This is a genomic window from Pseudomonas sp. S1_G07, from assembly GCF_054668565.1.
Genome location: NZ_CP162778.1, coordinates 3,275,578 through 3,294,805 on the forward strand (window position 1 = coordinate 3,275,578; position 19,228 = coordinate 3,294,805).

Genomic DNA, 19,228 nt, shown 5'->3' on the forward strand with positions numbered 1-19,228 from the left:
ACAATAACAAGGCGGCGTTGACCCGCCTTGCTGGAGGACATCCTTGTGAGTTCCGAATTCAGAGCGCAACCCCAGCCCGAACAGCAGCCGCCGCGCTACCGCGCGGTGTCCATCGGCCAGGCGCCGGTCGAGGTCAGCGAAGCACAGGGCGTGTTGCATATGCGTGCCCTGGAACCACTGGCCGCGTTGCCGCCGCGCTTGCTCGACCGGCTGGTGCATTGGGCCCAGGTGCGGCCCGAGCAGACGTTTATTGCCGCGCGCCAGGACGATGGTGAGTGGCGCCATGTCAGTTACCGCGACATGCTCGACAGCGTGCGTGCCATCGCCCAGAGCCTGCTGAGTTACGGGCTCTCGGCGGATAAGCCGCTGGCCTTGCTGTCGGGCAACGACATCGAGCATCTGCAGATGGCCCTGGGTGCCATGTACGCGGGCATTCCCTACTGCCCGGTGTCGCCGGCGTATTCGGTGTTGTCCCAGGATTTCGCCAAGCTGCGGCATGTGTGCAACCTGCTGCAACCGGGCCTGGTGTTCGTCAGTGACGCGGCCGTTTACCAGCGCGCGATCGAGGCGGTCGTGCCGGCCGAGACACCGCTGATCACCGTGCGCGGTCACCTGCCCGGGCGCACTCAGGTCAGCTTCGCCAGCCTGTTGCATACCCCCGGTGGCGCCGAGGCCGACGCGGCGTTCCACGCCACCGGCCCCGACAGCATCGCCAAGTTTCTCTTCACCTCGGGCTCGACCAAATTGCCCAAGGCGGTGATCACCACCCAACGCATGCTGTGCGCCAACCAGCAGATGCTGCTGCAGACGTTTCCGGTGTTCGGCGAGGAGCCGCCGGTGCTGGTGGACTGGCTGCCGTGGAACCACACCTTTGGCGGCAGCCACAACGTCGGCATCGTGCTCTATAACGGCGGTACCTTTTACCTCGACGCTGGCAAACCCACGGTCCAGGGCATGGCCGAGACCTTGCGCAATCTCAAAGAGATTTCGCCCACCGCCTACCTGACGGTGCCCAAGGGCTGGGAAGAGTTGGTCAATGCGCTGGAACAGGACGCCGAGTTGCGCGAGCGCTTTTTTGCGCGGATGAAGCTGTTCTTCTTTGCCGCCGCCGGCCTGTCGCAAAGCGTCTGGGACCGCCTCGACCGCGTGGCCGAGCAGCACTGCGGCGAACGCATCCGCATGATGGCCGGGCTGGGCATGACCGAAGCCGCGCCGTCGTGCACCTTCACCACCGGGCCGTTGTCGATGGCCGGTTACATCGGTTTGCCCGCACCGGGCTGCGAGGTGCGCCTGGTGCCGGTGGACGGCAAGTTCGAAGGACGCTTTCGCGGCCCGCACATCATGCCGGGGTACTGGCGCGCGCCCGAGCAAACCGCCGAAGTGTTCGATGAGCAGGGTTTCTACTGTTCAGGTGATGCGATCAAGCTTGCCGACCCCGAGCAGCCGCAACTGGGGCTGATGTTCGACGGGCGCATTGCCGAAGACTTCAAGCTGTCTTCCGGGGTGTTCGTCAGCGTCGGGCCGTTGCGCAATCGCGCGGTGCTCGAAGGCTCGCCCTACGTACAGGACCTGGTGATTACCGCGCCGGACCGCGAGTGCCTGGGCGCCCTGGTCTTCCCCAGGCCCTTCGAATGCCGGCGTCTGGCCGGCTTGAGCGCCGACGCCAGCGACGCCGAGGTGCTGGCCAGCGCGCCGGTGCGCCAATGGTTCGGCGACTGGTTGCAGCGCCTCAATCGCGAGGCTACCGGCAACGCCAGTCGCCTGGAATGGATCGCCGTGCTCGACGAGCCGGCGTCCATCGACCGCGGCGAGATCACCGACAAAGGCTCGATCAACCAGCGTGCGGTGTTGCAATGGCGCGCGGCCAAGGTCGAGGCGTTGTATCGCGGTGAAGACCCCACGATCCTGCGCGCCGGACCCAAGCCTTGAACAGCGCCGGCCAGTATTCGGCGTTTGCCGATGTGGCGATTTTCGAGGCCGTGCGCACGCCCTGGGTCGACCTTGGCGGCGCGCTGTCCCCGGTGTCGCCCATCGATCTGGGGATCAAGGTCGGTCGCGAGGTGCTGGCCCGGGCCGGCATTGACGCGCAGGCGGTGGATAGCGTGCTGGCAGGCTCCATGGCCCAGGCCAGCTTCGATGCCTACTTGCTGCCACGGCATGTCGGGCTGTACAGCGGTGTGGCGCAAGCGGTCCCGGCGCTGGGGGTGCAGCGCATCTGCGCCACCGGTTTCGAGCTGTTGCGCCAGGCTGGCGAACAACTGCGCGGTGAGGTGCAACTGGTGTTGTGCGTGGCGGCTGAGTCGATGTCGCGCAACCCGATTGCCGCTTATACCCACCGGGGCGGGTTTCGCCTGGGCGGCGAGGTGCAATTCAAGGATTTTCTCTGGGAGGCGCTGTACGACCCGGCCCCGGCGGTGGACATGATCGCCACCGCCGATAACCTCGCGCGCCGTTATGGCCTGGGTCGCGAGGCCGTGGACCGGTATGCCTGCGACAGCCATCAGCGCGCTTTGCAGGCACAGCGTGAAGGTGCCTGGGCGCAAGAGATCGCGACCGTGGATAACCAGGTGTTCGAGCTTGAGGGCTATCAGCCGAGGGGCATCCGCCTGGCACACCGGGCCGATGCCGTTTCCCAGGACAGCCATCCACGCGCCACCGACCTGGCGGCCCTGACACGTTTACGCGCGGTGCATGCCGACGGCGTGCAAACCGCCGGCAACAGTTGTGCGGTGGTCGACGGCGCGGCAGCGGCGCTGGTAGGGCGCGCCTCTGACAGCACACGCCCGGCGCTGGCCCGGCTGGTGGCCAGCGCGGTGGTGGGGGTGGCCCCGGAATTCATGGGCATCGGCCCGGCACCGGCAATCCGCCTGCTGTTGCAGCGCAGTGGCTTGGGCCTGGGCGATATCGACCGCTTCGAGATCAACGAGGCGCAGGCGGCTCAAGTGCTGGCGGTGGCCCAGGAATTGGAGTTGGACAGCACCCGCCTCAATGTCGAGGGTGGCTCTCTTGCGTTGGGGCATCCGTTGGCGGCTACTGGCTTGCGCCTGGTCATGAGCCTGGCCCGGCAATTACGCCAGCACAACCTGCGCTACGGGATTGCCGCCGCGTGCGTGGGTGGCGGGCAGGGCATGGCGTTGCTGATCGAAAATCCCGCCTGGCGCGCCTGAGCGTACGCGTGCTTTTTTATTCGATGAGGTGTCCCGATGTGGAGCTATAAGGCGCCCCTGCGCGATATGCAATTTGTGCTCGAGCATTGGCTGCAGGCGCCCGACGCGTGGCGCCGCAACCCGGCCTTCGAAGGCCTGGACCTGCCGCTGGCGGTCCAGGTGCTGGAGGAGGCGGCGCGCTTCAGTCAGGGCGTGCTGGCGCCGTTGAACAGTGGCGGTGATCGCCAGGGTTGTCGTTGGCAGGCGGGCCAGGTCAGCACCCCGGACGGCTTTGCCCAGGCGTATCGAGCCTATGTCGAGGGCGGTTGGCCGGCACTGGCGTGCACCGAGGCGCTGGGCGGGCAGGGCTTGCCGCAACTGCTCGACGCAGCAGTGCAGGAAATGCTCTACGCCAGCAACCACGCTTGGGCCATGTACACCGGCATTGCCCACGGCGCCTACCTGTGCCTCAAGACTCACGCCGCACCCTGGCTGCAAGCGCGCTATTTGCCCGAGATCATCAGCGGCCAGGCCTTGCCCACCATGTGCCTGACCGAGCCCCAGGCCGGCAGCGATGTCGGTTTGCTGCGCTGTCGCGCCGAGCCCCAGGCCGATGGCTGTTATCGCCTGAGCGGCAGCAAGCTGTTTATCTCCGGCGGTGAGCATGACCTTACGGCCAATATCCTGCACCTGGTGCTGGCGCGCCTGCCCGACGCGCCGCCGGGCAGTCGCGGGATTTCACTGTTCCTGGTGCCCAAGCGGTTGGACGATGGCCAGGCCAATGGCGTGCGTTGTGACGGCATTGAACACAAGATGGGCATCAAGGGCAGCGCCACCTGCTCGCTGGTCTTCGATGCGGCCCAGGGCTGGCTGATCGGCGAGGCCCATCGCGGTTTGGCAGCGATGTTCGTGATGATGAATTCGGCGCGCCTGCATGTCGGCTTGCAAGGCTTGGGGCATGTCGAGGCAGCGTGGCAGAACGCCCGGCAATACGCCGCCGAGCGCGTGCAAATGCGTGCACCGTCAAGGCCCGAAGAGGTGGCGGCCCAGGCCGCTGACCCGATCCGTTATCACCCGGCCATGCGCCGTGTGTTGCTGGAGTTGCGCACCACCGGCGAGGGGCTGCGCGCTATCGGGTATTGGGCGGCACATTTGCTCGACCAGGCCGAGCATCACCAGGACGCGTCGGCCGCCCGGTTGGCGTCGTTGCTGACCCCTATCATCAAGGCATTTTTCACCGAGCAGGGTTTTCGTCAGGCCAGCCATGCGTTGCAGGTGTTCGGCGGTTATGGCTACGTCGTCGAGTTCGGCATCGAGCAAACCCTGCGCGACAGCCGCATAGCGATGATCTACGAGGGCAGCAATGAGATCCAGGCCAATGACCTGTTGCTGCGCAAGGTATTGGCAGACGAGGGCGAGGCATTTGGCCTGTTGCTGGCCCAGTTGCGCGCCGAGGCCGAGCAGGGCAGCCAGGATGCCGAGTGCGCAGGGTTCGCCCGCGCGTTGGGCGGCGTGTGCGAGGCATTGGCCAGTGTGGTAAGCGCCATACAGGAGCGGTCCCACGAGGACAGCGAATACCCTTACCGGGCAGCGCCGGATTTCCTCCAGTTGTGCGGCGTGGCGCTGCTGGCGTTTGCCTGGGCACGGGCGGCGCGGGTATCCAGGGCCTTGCCGGCGGACGATCCGTTGCGTGCCGCCAAGCTGCAAAGTGCCGGTTTCTTTTTTGATTACCTGCCCTCCCGGCTGGCCCAGCACCTGGGGGCAATCGACGGCGCGCGGGCAGCATTGGCGTTCGTCTGACGGGGGCAGGCGCTTGCGGTACTATGGCGGCCCACGTTTTCTGGAAGTTGCCTGGATGAGTAAGCCCGGTCAATTGGTGCTGGTTGCACTGCGCAAGATGATTGCCAGCGGCGAGTTGGCGGCAGGCGAACGCCTGATGGAAATTCCCACGGCGCAGCGCTTTGGTGTGTCGCGCATGCCCGTGCGCATGGCGTTCCGTACCTTGGAGCAGGAAGGGTTGCTGGTGCCGTTTGGCGGGCGCGGGTACCAAGTGCGTTCGGTCAGCCCCGGCGACATTGCCGGCGCCGTCGAAGTGCGCGGCGTGCTCGAAGGCCTGGCGGCGCGCCAAACCGCCGAGCGTGGTTTGTCCGCCGAGGCGCGCGGGGTGCTTGAGCGCTGTCTGGTCGAGGGCGATCAACTGTTCGAAAAAGGCTATGTGACCGAGGACGATCTCGAGGTTTATCACGACCTGAACATGCGCTTTCACCAGGTCATCGTTGAAGGCAGCCACAACCCGGCGATCGCCGACGCGCTGGCCCGCAATGATCACCTGCCATTCGCGTCGGTGACCGCGCTGGCGGTGGATCGCGAGGACATGGCCCGCGAATACCGGCGCTTCAACTACGCCCATATGCAGCATCACTCAGTGTTCGACGCCCTGGTCAATCGCCAGGGCGCACGAGCCGAAGCCATCATGCGCGAACACGCCAATGCGACGTTGCGCTATGCCGAGATCTTCAGCGCCGCCACCGCCGACGCGCGCATGAAAGTGATCTTGCCCGCGTCGTGATGCGTTTCAGATATCGAGCACCAGCAGGGTGTTTTCGCGCGTGAACAGCAGGGCGTGAATTGGTCGTTCAGCGCCTGCTCCTGCTCGGTGAGGAACAGGTCGCGGTGCTCCGGCACACCTTCCAGCACGCGGGTCAGGCAGGTGCCGCAGATCCCCTGTTCGCAGGACACGGCAATCTCGATGCCGTGGCTTTCCAGGACCTGCACCACGCTCTTGTCGGCCGGTATCTCGAAGACCTGGCCGCTGCTGCCGATCTGCACTGAAAAACGCCCGTCGAGGCTGCTGTCCACCGGCGCCGCCGAAAAGTATTCGCGGTGCAGGCAGTCTTCCTGCCAACCCTGGGCCCGGGCACTGTCGAGCACATGTTCCATGAAACCACCGGGGCCGCACACATATAGGTGCACGTTGTCTTCGGGCGCCGCCAGTACCTGGGCGGCATTCAAGGCCGTGTGGGGCTGCTCATCGAAATGCAGGGACACCCGCTCGGCAAATGACGACGTCTTGAGGCGCTGTACAAACGCCGCGCGTTCTTCGGCGCGGGCGCAATAATGCAAGTGGAAGTCGGCACCCAGGTGGGCCAGGCGTTCAGCCATGCACAGGATCGGGGTGATGCCGATGCCACCGGCGAACAACAGGCTGCGCCGCGCTTCGTGGGCCAGGGGGAACAGGTTGCGCGGTTCGCTGATGGTCAGGCAGGTACCCTCGTGTACCTGTTCATGCAGGCTGCGTGAACCGCCCCGCGAGGCAGGATCGTTGAGTACGCCGATCAAGTAGCGATGGCGTTCTTCAGGGTGGTTGCACAGCGAATACTGGCGGATCAGCCCGTCCGGCAGGTGCACGTCAATATGCGACCCGGCACTGAAGGGCGGCAGCGGGCTGCCATCGACACGGGCCAGTTCATAGCTGCAAATGTCCTGGGCTTCGGTGTGACGGCGCGTCACCACGACTTCGATCATGTTGGCTCCCCGGCGCGTTCCTTGGCGATCAGTCGTTCGAGGACCTTGCGTGATTGCACGCCGCCGGCATCGATATTCAGCTTGAGCAGGTTGCGCGTCGGGTGGGCCAGCAGGTTCTGCTGCTGGCGTTCGAGCATCTCCAGGTCTTCGCTGAAAATCTTGCCCTGGCCTTCGCGAATGCTGGCGGTCAGTGCCTCGTCGTGGGGGTTGAAGTTGCGCGCCATGCCCCAGAAGTACCAGATCGAGGTGTCGGTCTGCGGGGTGATGAAATCCACCACGATGCTGGCGGCCTTGTGCTCGGGCGCGGCGTGGTAGCCGCCCTTGCCGGCATGGGCCACGCCGACTTCGATCAACACATGGCTGGGCGGGGTAAAGCGGCAGATCTGCCAGCGGTCCACCGGCACATCGTCGGCCAGGTGGTTGCCGCGCAAAGCCATGCGCCAGAACGGCGGGGCCATGATGTTTTCCATGTGCCGGGCGGTGACCACTTCGTCGCCCTCAACGGTGGTGACCGGTGGAGCTTCGTCGATCTCCTTCTGGCCGATGCTGGAGGCATGCACGTAGGTTTCGTGGGTCAGGTCCATCAGGTTGTCGATCATCAGGCGGTAATCGCACTGGATATCGAACAGCCCGCCGCCATAGGCCCACTCATCACTCACCGCCCATTCCAGGTGGTGGATCAGCGCGGGGTCGGCCTGGGCCTGATCACCCGGCCACACCCAGATAAAGCCGTAGCGTTCAACCGCCGCGAACGTCTTGTTGCAGGGAAAACCGCGTACCCGCTGGCCAGGCATGTCGACGGTCTTGCCATCGCCCCCCATCACCAGGCCGTGATAACCGCACACCAGGTTGCCGTTCTCCACATACCCCAGCGACAACGGGGCGCCACGATGAGGACAAAAATCTTCGACGGCCACCACCGCGCCTTCCAGGCCACGATAAAACACCATTTTTTCACCGCAGATCTGCCGACCCAGGGGCTTTTGTGCGATTTCATCGGGGGTGCAGGCGACATACCACGTGTTCTTGGGGTACATGGCGACTCTCCAGGCAATGGATTATTTTTGTTTGTTGGATCCATTAGATTGGAGGGGTAGGAGGTAGTCAAGCTGTGTTGAGGGTTTTGTTGGGCGATTATCGAACGGCTTGCTAATTAATGGATCCATTGATCGGACATGTGGGAGCAGGTCGAATCGTCGCTCCGCCCCTCCCACATTCGGTTCATGGGCATCAGCCAGATATCAGTAACGAATCATCACCGATTTCAACTCGGTGTAATCCTCGATAAACGCCCCGCCAAACTCCCGGCCCACCCCCGAGGATTTACTCCCCCCAAACGGCACCGCCGGATCCAGCAACGTATGCATATTCACCCACACTGTGCCTGCCTCAATGGCCGGCACCATCCGCAGCGCCTTGCCCAGATCATTGGTCCACAGGCTGGCGCTCAACCCATAAGGTGTGTTGTTCATCAACGCTACCAACTCGTCTTCAGTGTCATACGGCAAAAACGTAGCAATCGGGCCAAAGGTCTCCTCGTTGAGCAATGTATCGTCGACCCCGTTGGCCAGGATGATCGTCGGCTCAACGTAGCACCCCGGCCGGTCAATCAGTTTGCCGCCGTGCACGATGCGGTTGTTTTGCGCCCGCGCCTTGTCAAAGAACTCGCCCAGTTTGAGTTGATGCTGACGGTTGGCGACCGGGCCGAACTCGGTGAGCTCATCCAACGGCGAACCGATGTTCAGCGCGCCCAAGCGTTGCGCCAGTTTGTCCATGACCGCGTCGATCTGCGAGCGATGCACAAAGAAACGCTCGGCAGCGGCGCAGATTTGCCCTGAGTGCAAGAAGCCCGCCTCGATGATGCCGTTGACCGCCTTGTCCAGGTCCACATCGGGCAGGAAACCCGCGGAGTTCTTCCCGCCCAGTTCAAGGGTTGCCCGGGTCAACCCCGCGCCCATGGCGCTCTGGCCCACGGCAATGCCGGTCGGCACCGAGCCGGTAAACGATACCTTGTTGGTGCCGGGGTGTTCGATCAGCCCTTTGCCTACCCTGCCCCCGCCGGTCAATACGTTGAGCGCACCCGGCGGCAGGCCGGCCTCCATCGCCAGTTCGGCGATGCGCAGCATGGTCAGCGGCGTGAACTCACTGGGCTTGATGATGATGCTGCAACCGGTCACCAGCGCCGAGGCGAGTTTCCACAGCGCAATCATGGTGGAGAAATTCCACGGCACGATCCCCACCACCACCCCGACCGGTTCGCGCAGGGTGAAGGCGGTGTAGCGTTCACCGGCGAAGGAGGGCAGTGACGGTGTGATGGTCTGCCCGGTGATCTTGCTGGCCCAGCCGGCGTAGTAACGCAAAAAATGCGCGGCCTGATCGACTTCGAAGGCCCGGGAAATCTGGATGATCTTGCCCGACTGGCAGGTCTCGATCTGCGCCAGTTCTTCGCGGTGCTGTTCCAGCAGGTCGGCCAGTTTGAACAGCACATTGCCGCGTGTCGCCGGGGCGACCTGGGACCATTGTTTGAAAGCACGGCGCGCGGAGACCACGGCCGCGTCGATATCGGCCGAGTCGGCGTCGGCGACTTGGGCAATGACCTGGCCGGTGGCCGGGTTGATCACCTCCAGCGTCTGGCCGGAGTGACTCTGAACGTAGCCACCGTCGATAAACAGCGCGTGTTGTCGACGCAGAAAGGCTTCGACGTGAGGCAGTAGTGAAATATCGCTCATGGGTTTTCCTGGTCGTGAACAAACAAAAAACGAGGTTAATCCACCGCTTGTTGCCAGGCTTGACTGTGTCTGCCGCACGCTATGTCTGTGGCTGCCAGGCCTGTGAAAAGTGCAATCTTGACTCTGGAACGTGCATTTTATGCCCGCCAGGCGCACTCCATACTGGCCCTGCATCCGGCGCTCCGCCTCGATTCCTGCGGTTGCCCGGACATCCAATAATAAGCAGGGCCATCCATGAAAAAGCCAAACCCGCTCTTCGAAGACCTCAAGTCCCTCCTGCCGGCCATCGCGGCCAATGCCTTGCGGGCCGAGCAGGACCGCCAGGTACCCGCCGAGAATATTGCGTTGCTCAAAGGCATCGGTCTGCACCGTGCATTTCAGCCCAAGGCGTTCGGTGGCATGGAGTTGTCGCTGCCGCAGTTTGCCGACTGCATCGCGGCGCTCGCCGGGGCCTGTGCCAGCACGGCCTGGGCCATGAGCCTGTTGTGTACCCACAGTCATCAACTGGCGCTGTTCTCGGCCACCCTGCAGCAGGAAGTCTGGGGCACCGACCCGAATGCGACGGCCAGCAGCAGTATCGCCCCCTTCGGGCGTACCGAAGAGGTTGAGGGCGGCGTGCTGTTCAGCGGTGAGATGGGCTGGAGCAGCGGCTGTGACCACGCCGAGTGGGCGATTGTCGGTTTCCGCCGGCCGAATGCCGAAGGCACGCAGGATTACTGCTTCGCGGTGTTGCCGCGCAGTGACTATCAGATCCGCGACGACTGGTTTGCTGCCGGCATGAAAGGCAGCGGCACCAAGACCCTGATCATCGACAAGGCTTGGGTGCCGGAGCATCGCATCCAGAAGGCCAAGGACATGATGGAGGGTAAGTCCGCAGGCTTCGGCTTGTACCCTGACAGCAAGGTGTTCTACTCGCCGTATCGTCCATATTTTGCCAGTGGCTTTTCTACCGTGAGCCTGGGTGTCGCCGAGCGCATGCTCGAGGTATTCCGCGAAAAGACCAAGACCCGTGTGCGCGCCTACACCGGCGCGGCGGTCGGAGCGGCGACGCCGGCGTTGATGCGCTTGGCGGAATCGACGCATCAGGTCGGTGCGGCGCGCGCGTTTCTTGAAAAGACCTGGGCCGACCACGCCGAACACAGTGAGCAGCAGCGCTACCCCAGCCGCGAAACCCTGGCGTTCTGGCGCACCAACCAGGCGTATGCGACCAAGATGTGCATCCAGGCGGTGGATCGTCTGTTCGAAGCCGCCGGCGGCAATGCCTGGTTCGAACACAACGAGATGCAGCGCCTGTTCCGTGACTCGCACATGACCGGCGCCCATGCCTACACCGACTACGACGTCTGTGCGCAGATCCTCGGCCGCGAGCTGATGGGCCTGGAACCCGACCCGAGCATGATCTGAAGCCGCGTTTGATAACAACAATCAGGGTTGCGCCTGACGCAGCCCGGGAGTCTTGCATGTCTGAATCGACCTTCGACCCACGCGCCTTTCGCCGCGCCCTGGGTAACTTTGCCACCGGCGTGACCGTCGTCACCGCCGCCGACGCTTCCGGGCGCAGGGTGGGCGTCACCGCCAACAGTTTCAACTCAGTGTCCCTCGACCCGCCGTTGGTGCTGTGGAGCCTCGACAAACGTTCCAACAGCCATGAGGTGTTCGAGCAGGCCAGCCACTTCGCGGTCAACGTGCTGGCGGCGGACCAGATCGACCTGTCGAACAATTTTGCCCGGCCCAGGGACGATCGCTTCGCCGAGATCGAGTACCAGCCCGGCGAGGGTGGCGCGCCGGTGTTCGCCGATTGTTCGGCACGGTTTCATTGCGAGAACTATCAGCAGGTGGACGGCGGCGATCATTGGATCATGATCGGTAAGGTGGTGGCCTTCGATGATTTCGGCCGTGCGCCGTTGCTCTACCATCAGGGGGCCTATTCGATGGTGCTGCCCCACACGCGCATGACCAAGCGTGACGACAGTCAGCCGCCGAGCAGCCATTTCCAGGGGCGCCTGAGCCACAACCTGTACTACTTGATGACTCAGGCGGTGCGCGCCTATCAATCCAGCTATCAACCCCGGCAATTGTCCACCGGCCTGCGCACCAACGAGGCGCGCATGCTGATGGTGCTGGAGAACGATGCCCGGCTGAGCACCCACGACCTGTTGCGCGAAGTGGCCATGCCGGTACGGGAAATCGATGAAGCCGTGGCCAACCTCAAGCGCAAAGGGCTGGTGAGCGACGATGACCAGGGCGTACACCTGACCGCGGCCGGTGTGGAGCAGACCGAAGACCTGTGGGCGATCGCGCGTGAACAGCAAGACAAGGTGTTCGCCGAGTTCACTGAGGCGCAGGTCGAAACGTTCAAGACAGTGTTGAAGCAGCTGATCCGACACTGCTGATGGTAAAAAACCGAGGCCAATAAAGGCCTCGGTTTTTTTTCGAGGGTGTCGAGTGCTCCGAGAGCTGCGCCGGGGCAGCTCCCGGACGTGGTTAGAAGGGGACGGCCACCGTGAGCTGGCTGTAGAGGTTGGTACCGTTGCCACCCACTTGGTTGCCGCCGCTGTCCGCGTCTTTTTTCGGTTGGTAGATGCCCACCAGCGGGCTGATGATCAGGTGGCTGTTGACCGCCCATTCGGCGTACAGGTCCAGCTCGCGGGCGTCAAGGTTCAGCGCATCGTGTTTGCGCAAAGTATTGAAGTCGAAGTACAGCGCGCCAACCGTCAGGTTTTCCAGGGGCGTGGCCTTGAGTCCTACATGCTGGATGCCGGTGTTGCTGTTGAACGGGCCGGCGTAGTTGGAGGCCACTTCACCCTGGAACCAGGTGCCGTAGCCGGTGCTGAGCCCGGTGAACAGCGGGTCCCATTTTTGCGAATAACGGGTGTAGCGATAGGTCAGCTTCGGTGCCCAACTGACGTCGGCAAAGGTGTAGCCGGCTTCGCCGTACCAGGCTTTCTCCGGCCCGGCATCCTTGTCTTGCCAGGCATACTCGAAGGCGAAGCTGGCATTCTCGATACCCGCGCTGCCTTCGCCGCGCAGGCTGTAGGTGTTCATGCCGTCACGCTGTTTCTGGAAGTCGCTGGCCCATTGGTCGGTGACGCCTATGCCGTGGACCCAGGTCAACCCCAGCGTACCGGCTGCGGCGGTGTAGTCGAGGGTGCCCGCCGCCAGCTCGGTTTCGGCCTGGGCGCGGTTGTCGGATTTGAGCCACAGCACCGAACCGTGCAGGCCGTCCTGGCCGCCCAGGCGCAGCACGGCGGTGCGGTCGAAGGCGTGCCGAGCGGCAAGGTAGTAGGCGCCCCCGCGATTCAATGCACCGTCGGCCGGGCCCTTGCCCAGGTTGGGGCCGTCGTCGTTGATCAGGAAACCGCGGCCCAGCTTCACCACCTGGCGGCCGACGGAGAAATCCACACCGTCCTTGCCCAGTGCCGGGAACAGCTCGGCCGAGCGCCAGCCCAGGTAGGCGTCTTCGATTTTCGTGGTGCGTTCCGAACCGTCGGTGTTGCCGGCGGCATCGCCATCGCCCCAGGTGCCAGAGCTGACCCAATTGAGTGCGCCATAACCGGTACCGTAACCGGCCAGCCCCTGATCGCCGCTGACACCATATTTGATGAACCCCTCGCGCCAGGACGAACCGCCGGGCGTGCCGTCATAGTTGTGGCGGCTGTTGAACATCCCGTAGACCGCCAGGAAGTCGGCATTGAGGTGGGTGTCTTCGTCGGCGTACAGCTCATAGGCCTGTGCCGACGAGTGGGTGATCAAGAGCATGATGCCCAGGCCGACAGCCTTGGACAGCGTGCGGGTTTTCAGTGTGTGCTCCATTGTTATAGTCCCCAGCGTGGTTAGGTCGAGGGCGCATTAAGATGGCTGGAGGCAGGGGAAGTCTTTTACCTGCGTGCCAGGTAATTGATCCTGCCCGCCAAGCCCCGTGCCTTGGCAGACAGCAACAAAAGTGACGGCAGACATGGGCAAGACGCTCGACGCGTTGGAGGCGCACAGTGATTTTCGCTCGAGGCCGTTTCGATCAAGGACTGGCAGGGGAAGGCTTCAACGCCAGCGCCTTGTACGGCTCGATGCATCCACTAAGAAATCCGCTTTCGAGGATCCGCACCATGTCGATCAATGACCGGCTTACGCAGCATTTGAAACGAGGCAGCGTCGGCTTTCCGACCGCGCTGGCCAGCACCATCGGCCTGATCATGGCCAGCCCGGTGATTCTCACCGCGACCATGGGCTTCGGGATCGGCGGCAGCGCTTTTGCGGTGGCCATGCTGATTGCGGTGGTGATGATGCTGGCGCAAGCGACCACCTTCGCCGAGGCCGCTGCGATCCTGCCGACCACCGGCTCGGTCTACGACTACATCAATTGCGGCATGGGCCGTTTTTTTGCGATCACCGGCACCTTGTCGGCGTACCTGATCGTGCATGTGTTTGCCGGTACCGCCGAAACCATTCTGTCCGGGGTCATGGCGCTGGTGAACTTCGAGCACCTCAATACCCTGGCGGAGTCTCGCCGGCGGCTCGTGGTTGCTGGGCGTCGGGTTTGTCGTGGTGTTCGGCATCTTGAATGCCTTTGGCGTCAGCGCCTTCGGCAGGGCCGAGATCATCCTGACCTTCGGCATGTGGACCACGCTGATGGTGTTTGCCGTACTGGGGCTGATCGCGGCGCCGGCGGTGCAACTGGAGGGCTGGTTTGGCGTGTCATTGGTGGGCACCGACCTGATCACCATCTTGTCGCTGGTGGGCATGGCCATGTTCATGTTCGTCGGGTGCGAGTTCGTCACACCGCTGGCCCCGGACCTGCGCAATTCGGCCAAGGTCATGCCCAAGGCCATGATTTTCGGCTTGTTGAGCGTGGCCACCTGCATGTTTCTCTACGGCGCGGCGATGAAGCGCCAGGTCGAAAACGTGTTGCTGGATGCGGCTACCGGCGTACACCTGCTGGACACGCCGATGGCGATTCCGCGCTTCGCCGAGCAGGTCGTGGGACAGGTCGGGCCGCTGTGGCTGGGCATCGGTTTTCTGTTTGCCGGCGCCGCGACCATCAACACGCTGATGGCGGGCGTGCCGCGGATTCTGTACGGCATGGCCGTGGACGGCGCGTTGCCCAAGGTGTTCACCTATCTGCACCCACGTTTCAAGACGCCGTTGCTGTGCATCCTGGTGGCGATGCTGATTCCGTGCCTGTATGCCCTGTGGCTGGCGGGTAACACCGACAACATCATGCACCTGGTGCTGGCGGCGGTGTGTGCGTGGAGTTTCTCTTACCTGCTGGTGACGCTGTCGGTGGTGATCCTGCGGATTCGCCGTCCTGATCTGCCACGGGCCTATCGCTCGCCGTTCTTCCCGTTGCCACAGATCCTGTCCAGCGTCGGCATTGTACTCGGGATGTGGTTCATCACCCCGCCGGGCATGAACCCCGCCGACATTTACGTGCCGTTCGGCGTGATGTTGGGGGTTACCGCTGCATACGCGCTGTTCTGGACACTGGTGGTGCAGAAGGTCAATCCATTCAAGCCGGCGGCGGTCGAAGACGTGCTGGCCAAGGAGTTTTCCCATGAACCTGGCAACCCTCACAACGGGCGTTTCGAGCATGCTGCAAAAGCTGTCTGAGCTGTTCAGTGCGCAACGCGCCCCGGCCGGTTACCGGCCCGGGGTTACGCTGGAGTACCTGCGGCGCAACCTGGGCCTGGCGAATTTTACCTCGACCGGGCCGGCCAGTGCGGTGTTCGCTCTGGACACCAACGGCCTTGAGGTGACGATTGTCGAGCGCACTGAAGCACAATTGCTGATGCACCTGGTCATGACTGAGTTCAGGATCCAGGTGCCCGCTTCAGAGCAGGGCAGTGCACGCTTGGAGCTGCACCATCGCGGATCGATTCGGCGTACGGGGCTGGCGTTTCGGCAACGGGCTGGTGAAGCGCCTTGGCTGACCCGGCTTGAGGCAGTGTTAACCCGCGATGAGTCATTGCATCAAGCCTTGATGGCGCTGGATTTCAAATACCTGCGCATCGAGTTGGACGACCGGCAATGGTGTGTTCGGCTGGAGCACATGGGCGGCAGCGAGGTGGTCAATCGCATGCCGGCGTTTCGCCGTTACATCGCCCTGAGCCCGGCCCAGCGGGCAGCTTTGTTCACTGTACTGACGGGCTTGCAGCGGGTGCTGAGCGGGTTGTGAGCAGTTGGCATCATTAGTGCTTCTACCATTGGGATGACGTGCTTGTTGCGCCTATATAGATAACATGTTAACTATTGGCCAACAAAAACAAGAAGCCACTTTGGAGTTGCCATGAGCACCTATCAATCTGCGCACCATGGATTGGAAACCTGGACTCGGGATTTGCGAGCGGCCTGCGGCCATTTCGATACGGAACTGGCGTTTAACCGCTCACTGTTTATCGGTGAGGTGTCCAAGCTAGAGCGGGGTGGCCTGTCACTGGCCAATCTGCGTACCAACGCCGGACGGATCAAGCGCGAACGACCCAACGCCGATCACGATATGGACCAGTATTGTTTTCTCGTCAGCCAACGCAGCGGCTATTGCCAGATCACCCAGAACGGCCAGGTCGTCCAACTGGCCCCCGGCGATATGTTGCTGATGGACTCCACGGGCTCGATCGAGATCAGCCCATTTGGCCTGATCGAACATGCGTCGCTGTCGCTCTCGCGCAATGAAGTGTGCAAGCAGCTGGGCGGTACCTCGAAAACCTTCGGTAAAATCTCGTCGAGCAGGGCCTGTGGCCGCATGCTCCACGTGCTGATGGACCAACTGTGCCGGGAAGGGCTGGGTGACCAGGATCCGAATGAGGAGGCGCAGGCCTTGCAAGCGGCGTTTGTATCCTTGCTCGGGTCCGCTTTTGAAGCGCATGACGCGCCCGGTGAGGGCATCGCCGGCCTGCAGGGCAACAACTTGCGCAGTTATGTGCAGAAAGTCATCGACGAGTCACTGACCCAGCCCGGCCTGAGCCCTGTGGGCCTGGCCAGCCGCTTGAACATCTCGGTGCGGCATCTGTACCGTTTGTTCGAAGAGCAGGATGACAGCGTCTGCCGCTACATCCAGCGTGCGCGGCTCAAGCGCAGCGCGGATGACTTGACCAACCCGTTCCTCAAGAGCGAGTCGATCACTTCGATTGCCTACAAGTGGGGCTTCACCGACTCAGCCCACTTCAGTCGTTCGTTCAAGAAGCAATTCGAGCTGTCCCCCAAGGATTTTCGTTCGACCCATCTGCAGCAGGCAGTGGGCGCGGCCTAGGCGGTGCGACGCCTGCCTGGGCTACGTCGAACGGCTTGCGGCCTTGTCGCGGGTCTTCAGTGGTTCACTGTCGATGCTCGAAAGCGTCGGACGCTATTGAACGGATACACCGCACTCAAAAGGTGGGAGGGGCTTGCCCTCCCACCTTTGATCCCGGTTTACAGCTCGACAGAGGTTATTTCACCTCAGGCAGCGTCGAGCCGCCATCCACCACGATGGTCTGCCCGGTGATGTAAGCCGCCAGGTCAGATGCCAGAAACAGCATGGCCCCGGCAATATCCTCCGGCGCGCCGAGCCGTCCCAGTGGCACGCGGCTGGCGATGTCGTCATTGACTTGATCATCACCCAGGTTGCCCATGGCCGGGGTGGCGATCATCCCCGGTTCCACACCGTTGACCCTTACCCGGTCGCCGGCCAGTTCCAGCGCGGCACTGCGGATGAACCCGTTGACCCCGGCCTTTGACGCGGCGTAATGACTGAGCCCCGGATAAGCGACGCGGGGCCCGGTGACCGATGAGGTGACCAGCACACAACCGCCCCCTTGGCGCTGAAACATCGGCAAAGCGGCCTGGGTCAGCCAGAACAGCGCCGAGAGGTTGACTGCCAGCGTGCGCTCCAGCACGGCCGGGGTGATCTGCTCGAATGCAGTCAACGGAAAATAGCCGGCGTTGTGCACCAGGATATCCAGGCGCCCCCAGTCTCGCTCTATGCCCTTGATCCCGTCAAAGACCGCCGCCGCATCGGCCAGATCGAGTTCGATGGCCTCGACCCGGCACCCACGCCCATCCAATTCGTCGGCCAACGCCTGGGCTTGCGCCCTGCGCAGGTCAACGATCATCACACGCGCCCCGCGCAGCGCAAACGCTTCGACGATGGCCCGGCCGATACCTTGCGCGCCCCCGGTGACCAGCACGCTTTTGCCGCTGAAATCGAGGTCTTCAGACATGCGCTTGCTCCATATGGGCGTAGGCCAGGGTCGGCACGTCGACGATGCTCGAACCGCCGTCGGCGACCAGGCTTGCACCGGTGATGATCGAGGCGTCGGGGCCTGCCAGGAAGCGGCAGACCTTGGCGATTTCTTCAGCGCTGGCGGGACGTCGCAACGGTACGTCGGCGCACACGCGGGCATAGGCCTGCTGCAGCGTATCGCCGTGGAAGCGCATCAGGGGCTGCATCTCCTCGTCGGCCATCGGCGTAGTGACCCAGCCCGGACACACCGCATTCACCCGCACACCGCGCGGCCCGTAGTCCCGCGCCAGGGAGCGGTTAAGCCCGAGCAGCGCGTGCTTGGCGGTGGTGTAGCCGCACACTTCGGGCCCGGCGGCCAACGAGGCAATGGAGCCCAACAGCACGATGCAGCCGGTGCTCTCGATCAGCAGCGGCAGGCAGGCGCGGGCGCTGTAGAACGCACTGTCCAGGTTGCTGCGCAACGCCGCTTGCCAAGTGGACGGGCTGGTTTGGCTGGCGCTGCCCACGCCATGCCCGCCGGCACAGGCCAGCAGCACATCGAGTCGGCCGTAGCGCGCGCGAATCTGTGCAACAAAACGGTCCCAGGTGTCGGGGCAGGCCGCGTCGCCGACCAGCACCAGGCCACCGGTTTGCGCGGCGATCTGCTCCAGTGGCTCGCGACGCCGGCCGATCAGCACCAGGTTGGCCCCCTCGGCGGCATACAGCCGCGCGCAGGCGGCACCGATGCCGGTGCCGGCACCGGTGATGACCACGGTGCGGGGATCAGGCATCGGGATACTCCGTATGATTGAGGACCTGGCAGTAGGAACTGACCGGAAAGTTCGACAACTCATCGAAGGACGAACCGGCATAGCCGAAGATCTTGCCGTCGCTGCGATGCTGTTGCAGGTCGATCAGCACCAGGCCGAGGGTCGGGATGATCTTTTCGCGCCAGACGAACAGGTACAGCTGGTCGGCAATCTTGTAGTAATGGCAGCGGTCGGTATCGCACAGGCCCTGTTCGACCCCCTTGAGGCACTGCCAGGAGTAGAACTGATCGTTGAGGTAGATGTGCTCGTAGACTTCGCTGGGGCTGTAGCGATACAGGTTGCGCAACCCGGTCAGTTCCTGGGTCGGCGCGTGCGGGCACTGGCCGGCCTGCCAGGGTTGATTCAGGCTGCCATGTAGAAACTCCACTTCAACCGAGGTCAGGGCCTTGCCGGCCAGGGCGCGGCTGTAGAGACCTTCTTCGGTGTTCTCGCGGCTCGGCATGCTGCCGATCACGGCGGTGAACGACGACGTGGCGGTATCCAGCACCAGGCTGATCGACCAGGCTTGCCCGGCTTCGTGCTTGATGAAATCGACCAGGTACAGGCCCGGACGTACCGAGGTGGCGCGGTAGGTGGCGCAACCGCTGGAGTGACCATCGGCGGCGTTCCAGTGCAGCGCATCGCTTTCAAAGCGGTGTTCGATCTGCCAGCCGTTGGCGAAGTGCAGCGTAAAGGTCTTGCCGTTGAGGTCTGCCAGGTTGGGCAGGATAAAGGCTTCAGGGGCAAAACCGTCGGCAAGGGCGCCTACGGTGATCCAGTCGGATGGGTTGGTCATTGCATGGCTCCAGTGGGTTGAGTTGACAACCC

The 19,228-nt window shown here is 63.3% G+C and carries 14 protein-coding genes and 2 pseudogenes; 9 read left to right on the top strand and 7 right to left on the bottom strand.

All coding sequences use genetic code 11. The annotated features are described in order from the left end of the window. The first annotated feature begins 45 nt into the window (after positions 1–45). Genes AB4O05_RS15175 through AB4O05_RS15190 form a run of 4 tightly spaced genes read left to right on the top strand, consistent with a single transcriptional unit; the run spans position 46 to position 5,715 of the window. On the top strand, positions 46–1,929 hold the full coding sequence (locus tag AB4O05_RS15175) for a feruloyl-CoA synthase (RefSeq protein ID WP_460136798.1): 1,884 nt from the start codon (positions 46–48) through the stop codon (positions 1,927–1,929). Continuing rightward, a complete protein-coding gene (locus tag AB4O05_RS15180) occupies positions 1,926–3,167 on the top strand; it encodes a thiolase family protein (protein WP_460136797.1) in 1,242 nt (413 codons plus the stop codon). The genes AB4O05_RS15175 and AB4O05_RS15180 overlap by 4 nt, the downstream gene beginning before the upstream one ends. Before the next feature lie 36 nt (positions 3,168–3,203). Further along, entirely contained in the window at positions 3,204–4,946 is a 1,743-nt protein-coding gene (locus AB4O05_RS15185) for an acyl-CoA dehydrogenase (protein ID WP_460136796.1), read from the top strand. Between the two features lie 55 nt (positions 4,947–5,001). After that, the gene (locus AB4O05_RS15190; RefSeq protein ID WP_460136795.1) at positions 5,002–5,715 is read left to right on the top strand and encodes a GntR family transcriptional regulator; all 714 of its coding nucleotides are present in this window, start codon (positions 5,002–5,004) and stop codon (positions 5,713–5,715) included. 6 nt (positions 5,716–5,721) lie between these two features. On the opposite strand, the pseudogene AB4O05_RS15195 reads toward AB4O05_RS15190, so the two are convergent. The 3 genes and pseudogenes from AB4O05_RS15195 to AB4O05_RS15205 form a co-directional block, all read right to left on the bottom strand. After that, positions 5,722–6,671, bottom strand: a pseudogene (locus AB4O05_RS15195) (PDR/VanB family oxidoreductase). After that, the gene (locus AB4O05_RS15200; RefSeq protein WP_460136794.1) at positions 6,668–7,708 is read right to left on the bottom strand and encodes a Rieske 2Fe-2S domain-containing protein; all 1,041 of its coding nucleotides are present in this window, start codon (positions 7,706–7,708) and stop codon (positions 6,668–6,670) included. Before AB4O05_RS15200 ends, AB4O05_RS15195 begins: the two are co-directional and overlap by 4 nt. Positions 7,709–7,912: 204 nt before the next feature. Next, positions 7,913–9,400 (bottom strand): aldehyde dehydrogenase family protein, encoded by a 1,488-nt coding sequence (locus tag AB4O05_RS15205; RefSeq protein WP_460136793.1) that lies wholly within the window; start codon positions 9,398–9,400, stop codon positions 7,913–7,915. A 234-nt stretch (positions 9,401–9,634) separates the two neighbouring features. Here AB4O05_RS15205 and AB4O05_RS15210 point away from each other — a divergent pair, with 234 nt between their 5' ends. Together AB4O05_RS15210 and AB4O05_RS15215 are read left to right on the top strand one after the other, a co-directional pair. Then, a complete protein-coding gene (locus tag AB4O05_RS15210; RefSeq protein WP_460136792.1) occupies positions 9,635–10,804 on the top strand; it encodes a p-hydroxyphenylacetate 3-hydroxylase oxygenase component in 1,170 nt (389 codons plus the stop codon). 56 nt (positions 10,805–10,860) lie between these two features. Beyond that, on the top strand, positions 10,861–11,793 hold the full coding sequence (locus AB4O05_RS15215; RefSeq protein WP_460136791.1) for a p-hydroxyphenylacetate 3-hydroxylase reductase component: 933 nt from the start codon (positions 10,861–10,863) through the stop codon (positions 11,791–11,793). Positions 11,794–11,884: 91 nt separating this feature from the next. On the opposite strand, the gene AB4O05_RS15220 is transcribed toward AB4O05_RS15215, so the two are convergent. After that, positions 11,885–13,159, bottom strand: a complete 1,275-nt coding sequence (locus tag AB4O05_RS15220; protein WP_460137577.1) for an alginate export family protein — start codon at positions 13,157–13,159, stop codon at positions 11,885–11,887. 344 nt (positions 13,160–13,503) lie between these two features. Between AB4O05_RS15220 and AB4O05_RS15225 the strand changes: the two are divergent. The 3 genes and pseudogenes from AB4O05_RS15225 to feaR all read left to right on the top strand — a co-directional run bounded on the left by AB4O05_RS15225 (position 13,504) and on the right by feaR (position 16,643). Further along, a pseudogene (locus tag AB4O05_RS15225) lies at positions 13,504–15,004 on the top strand (APC family permease). Continuing rightward, entirely contained in the window at positions 14,985–15,569 is a 585-nt protein-coding gene (locus tag AB4O05_RS15230; protein ID WP_460137576.1) for a DUF3156 family protein, read from the top strand. The pseudogene AB4O05_RS15225 and the gene AB4O05_RS15230 overlap by 20 nt, the downstream one beginning before the upstream one ends. Before the next feature lie 111 nt (positions 15,570–15,680). Further along, complete coding sequence (gene feaR / locus AB4O05_RS15235; protein WP_460136790.1) at positions 15,681–16,643, top strand: transcriptional regulator FeaR; 963 nt, start codon at positions 15,681–15,683, stop codon at positions 16,641–16,643. A 175-nt stretch (positions 16,644–16,818) separates the two neighbouring features. Here feaR and AB4O05_RS15240 read toward each other — a convergent pair whose 3' ends face one another. The 3 genes from AB4O05_RS15240 to AB4O05_RS15250 are packed head-to-tail and all read right to left on the bottom strand — an operon-like array spanning position 16,819 to position 19,196. Further along, positions 16,819–17,589, bottom strand: a complete 771-nt coding sequence (locus AB4O05_RS15240) for an SDR family oxidoreductase (protein ID WP_460136789.1) — start codon at positions 17,587–17,589, stop codon at positions 16,819–16,821. Beyond that, entirely contained in the window at positions 17,582–18,382 is an 801-nt protein-coding gene (locus AB4O05_RS15245) for an SDR family NAD(P)-dependent oxidoreductase (RefSeq protein WP_460136788.1), read from the bottom strand. The genes AB4O05_RS15240 and AB4O05_RS15245 overlap by 8 nt, the downstream gene beginning before the upstream one ends. Next, positions 18,375–19,196, bottom strand: coding sequence for a molybdenum cofactor biosynthesis F family protein (locus tag AB4O05_RS15250; RefSeq protein ID WP_460136787.1), 822 nt, complete (start codon positions 19,194–19,196; stop codon positions 18,375–18,377). Before AB4O05_RS15250 ends, AB4O05_RS15245 begins: the two co-directional genes overlap by 8 nt. Positions 19,197–19,228: the final 32 nt, after the last annotated feature.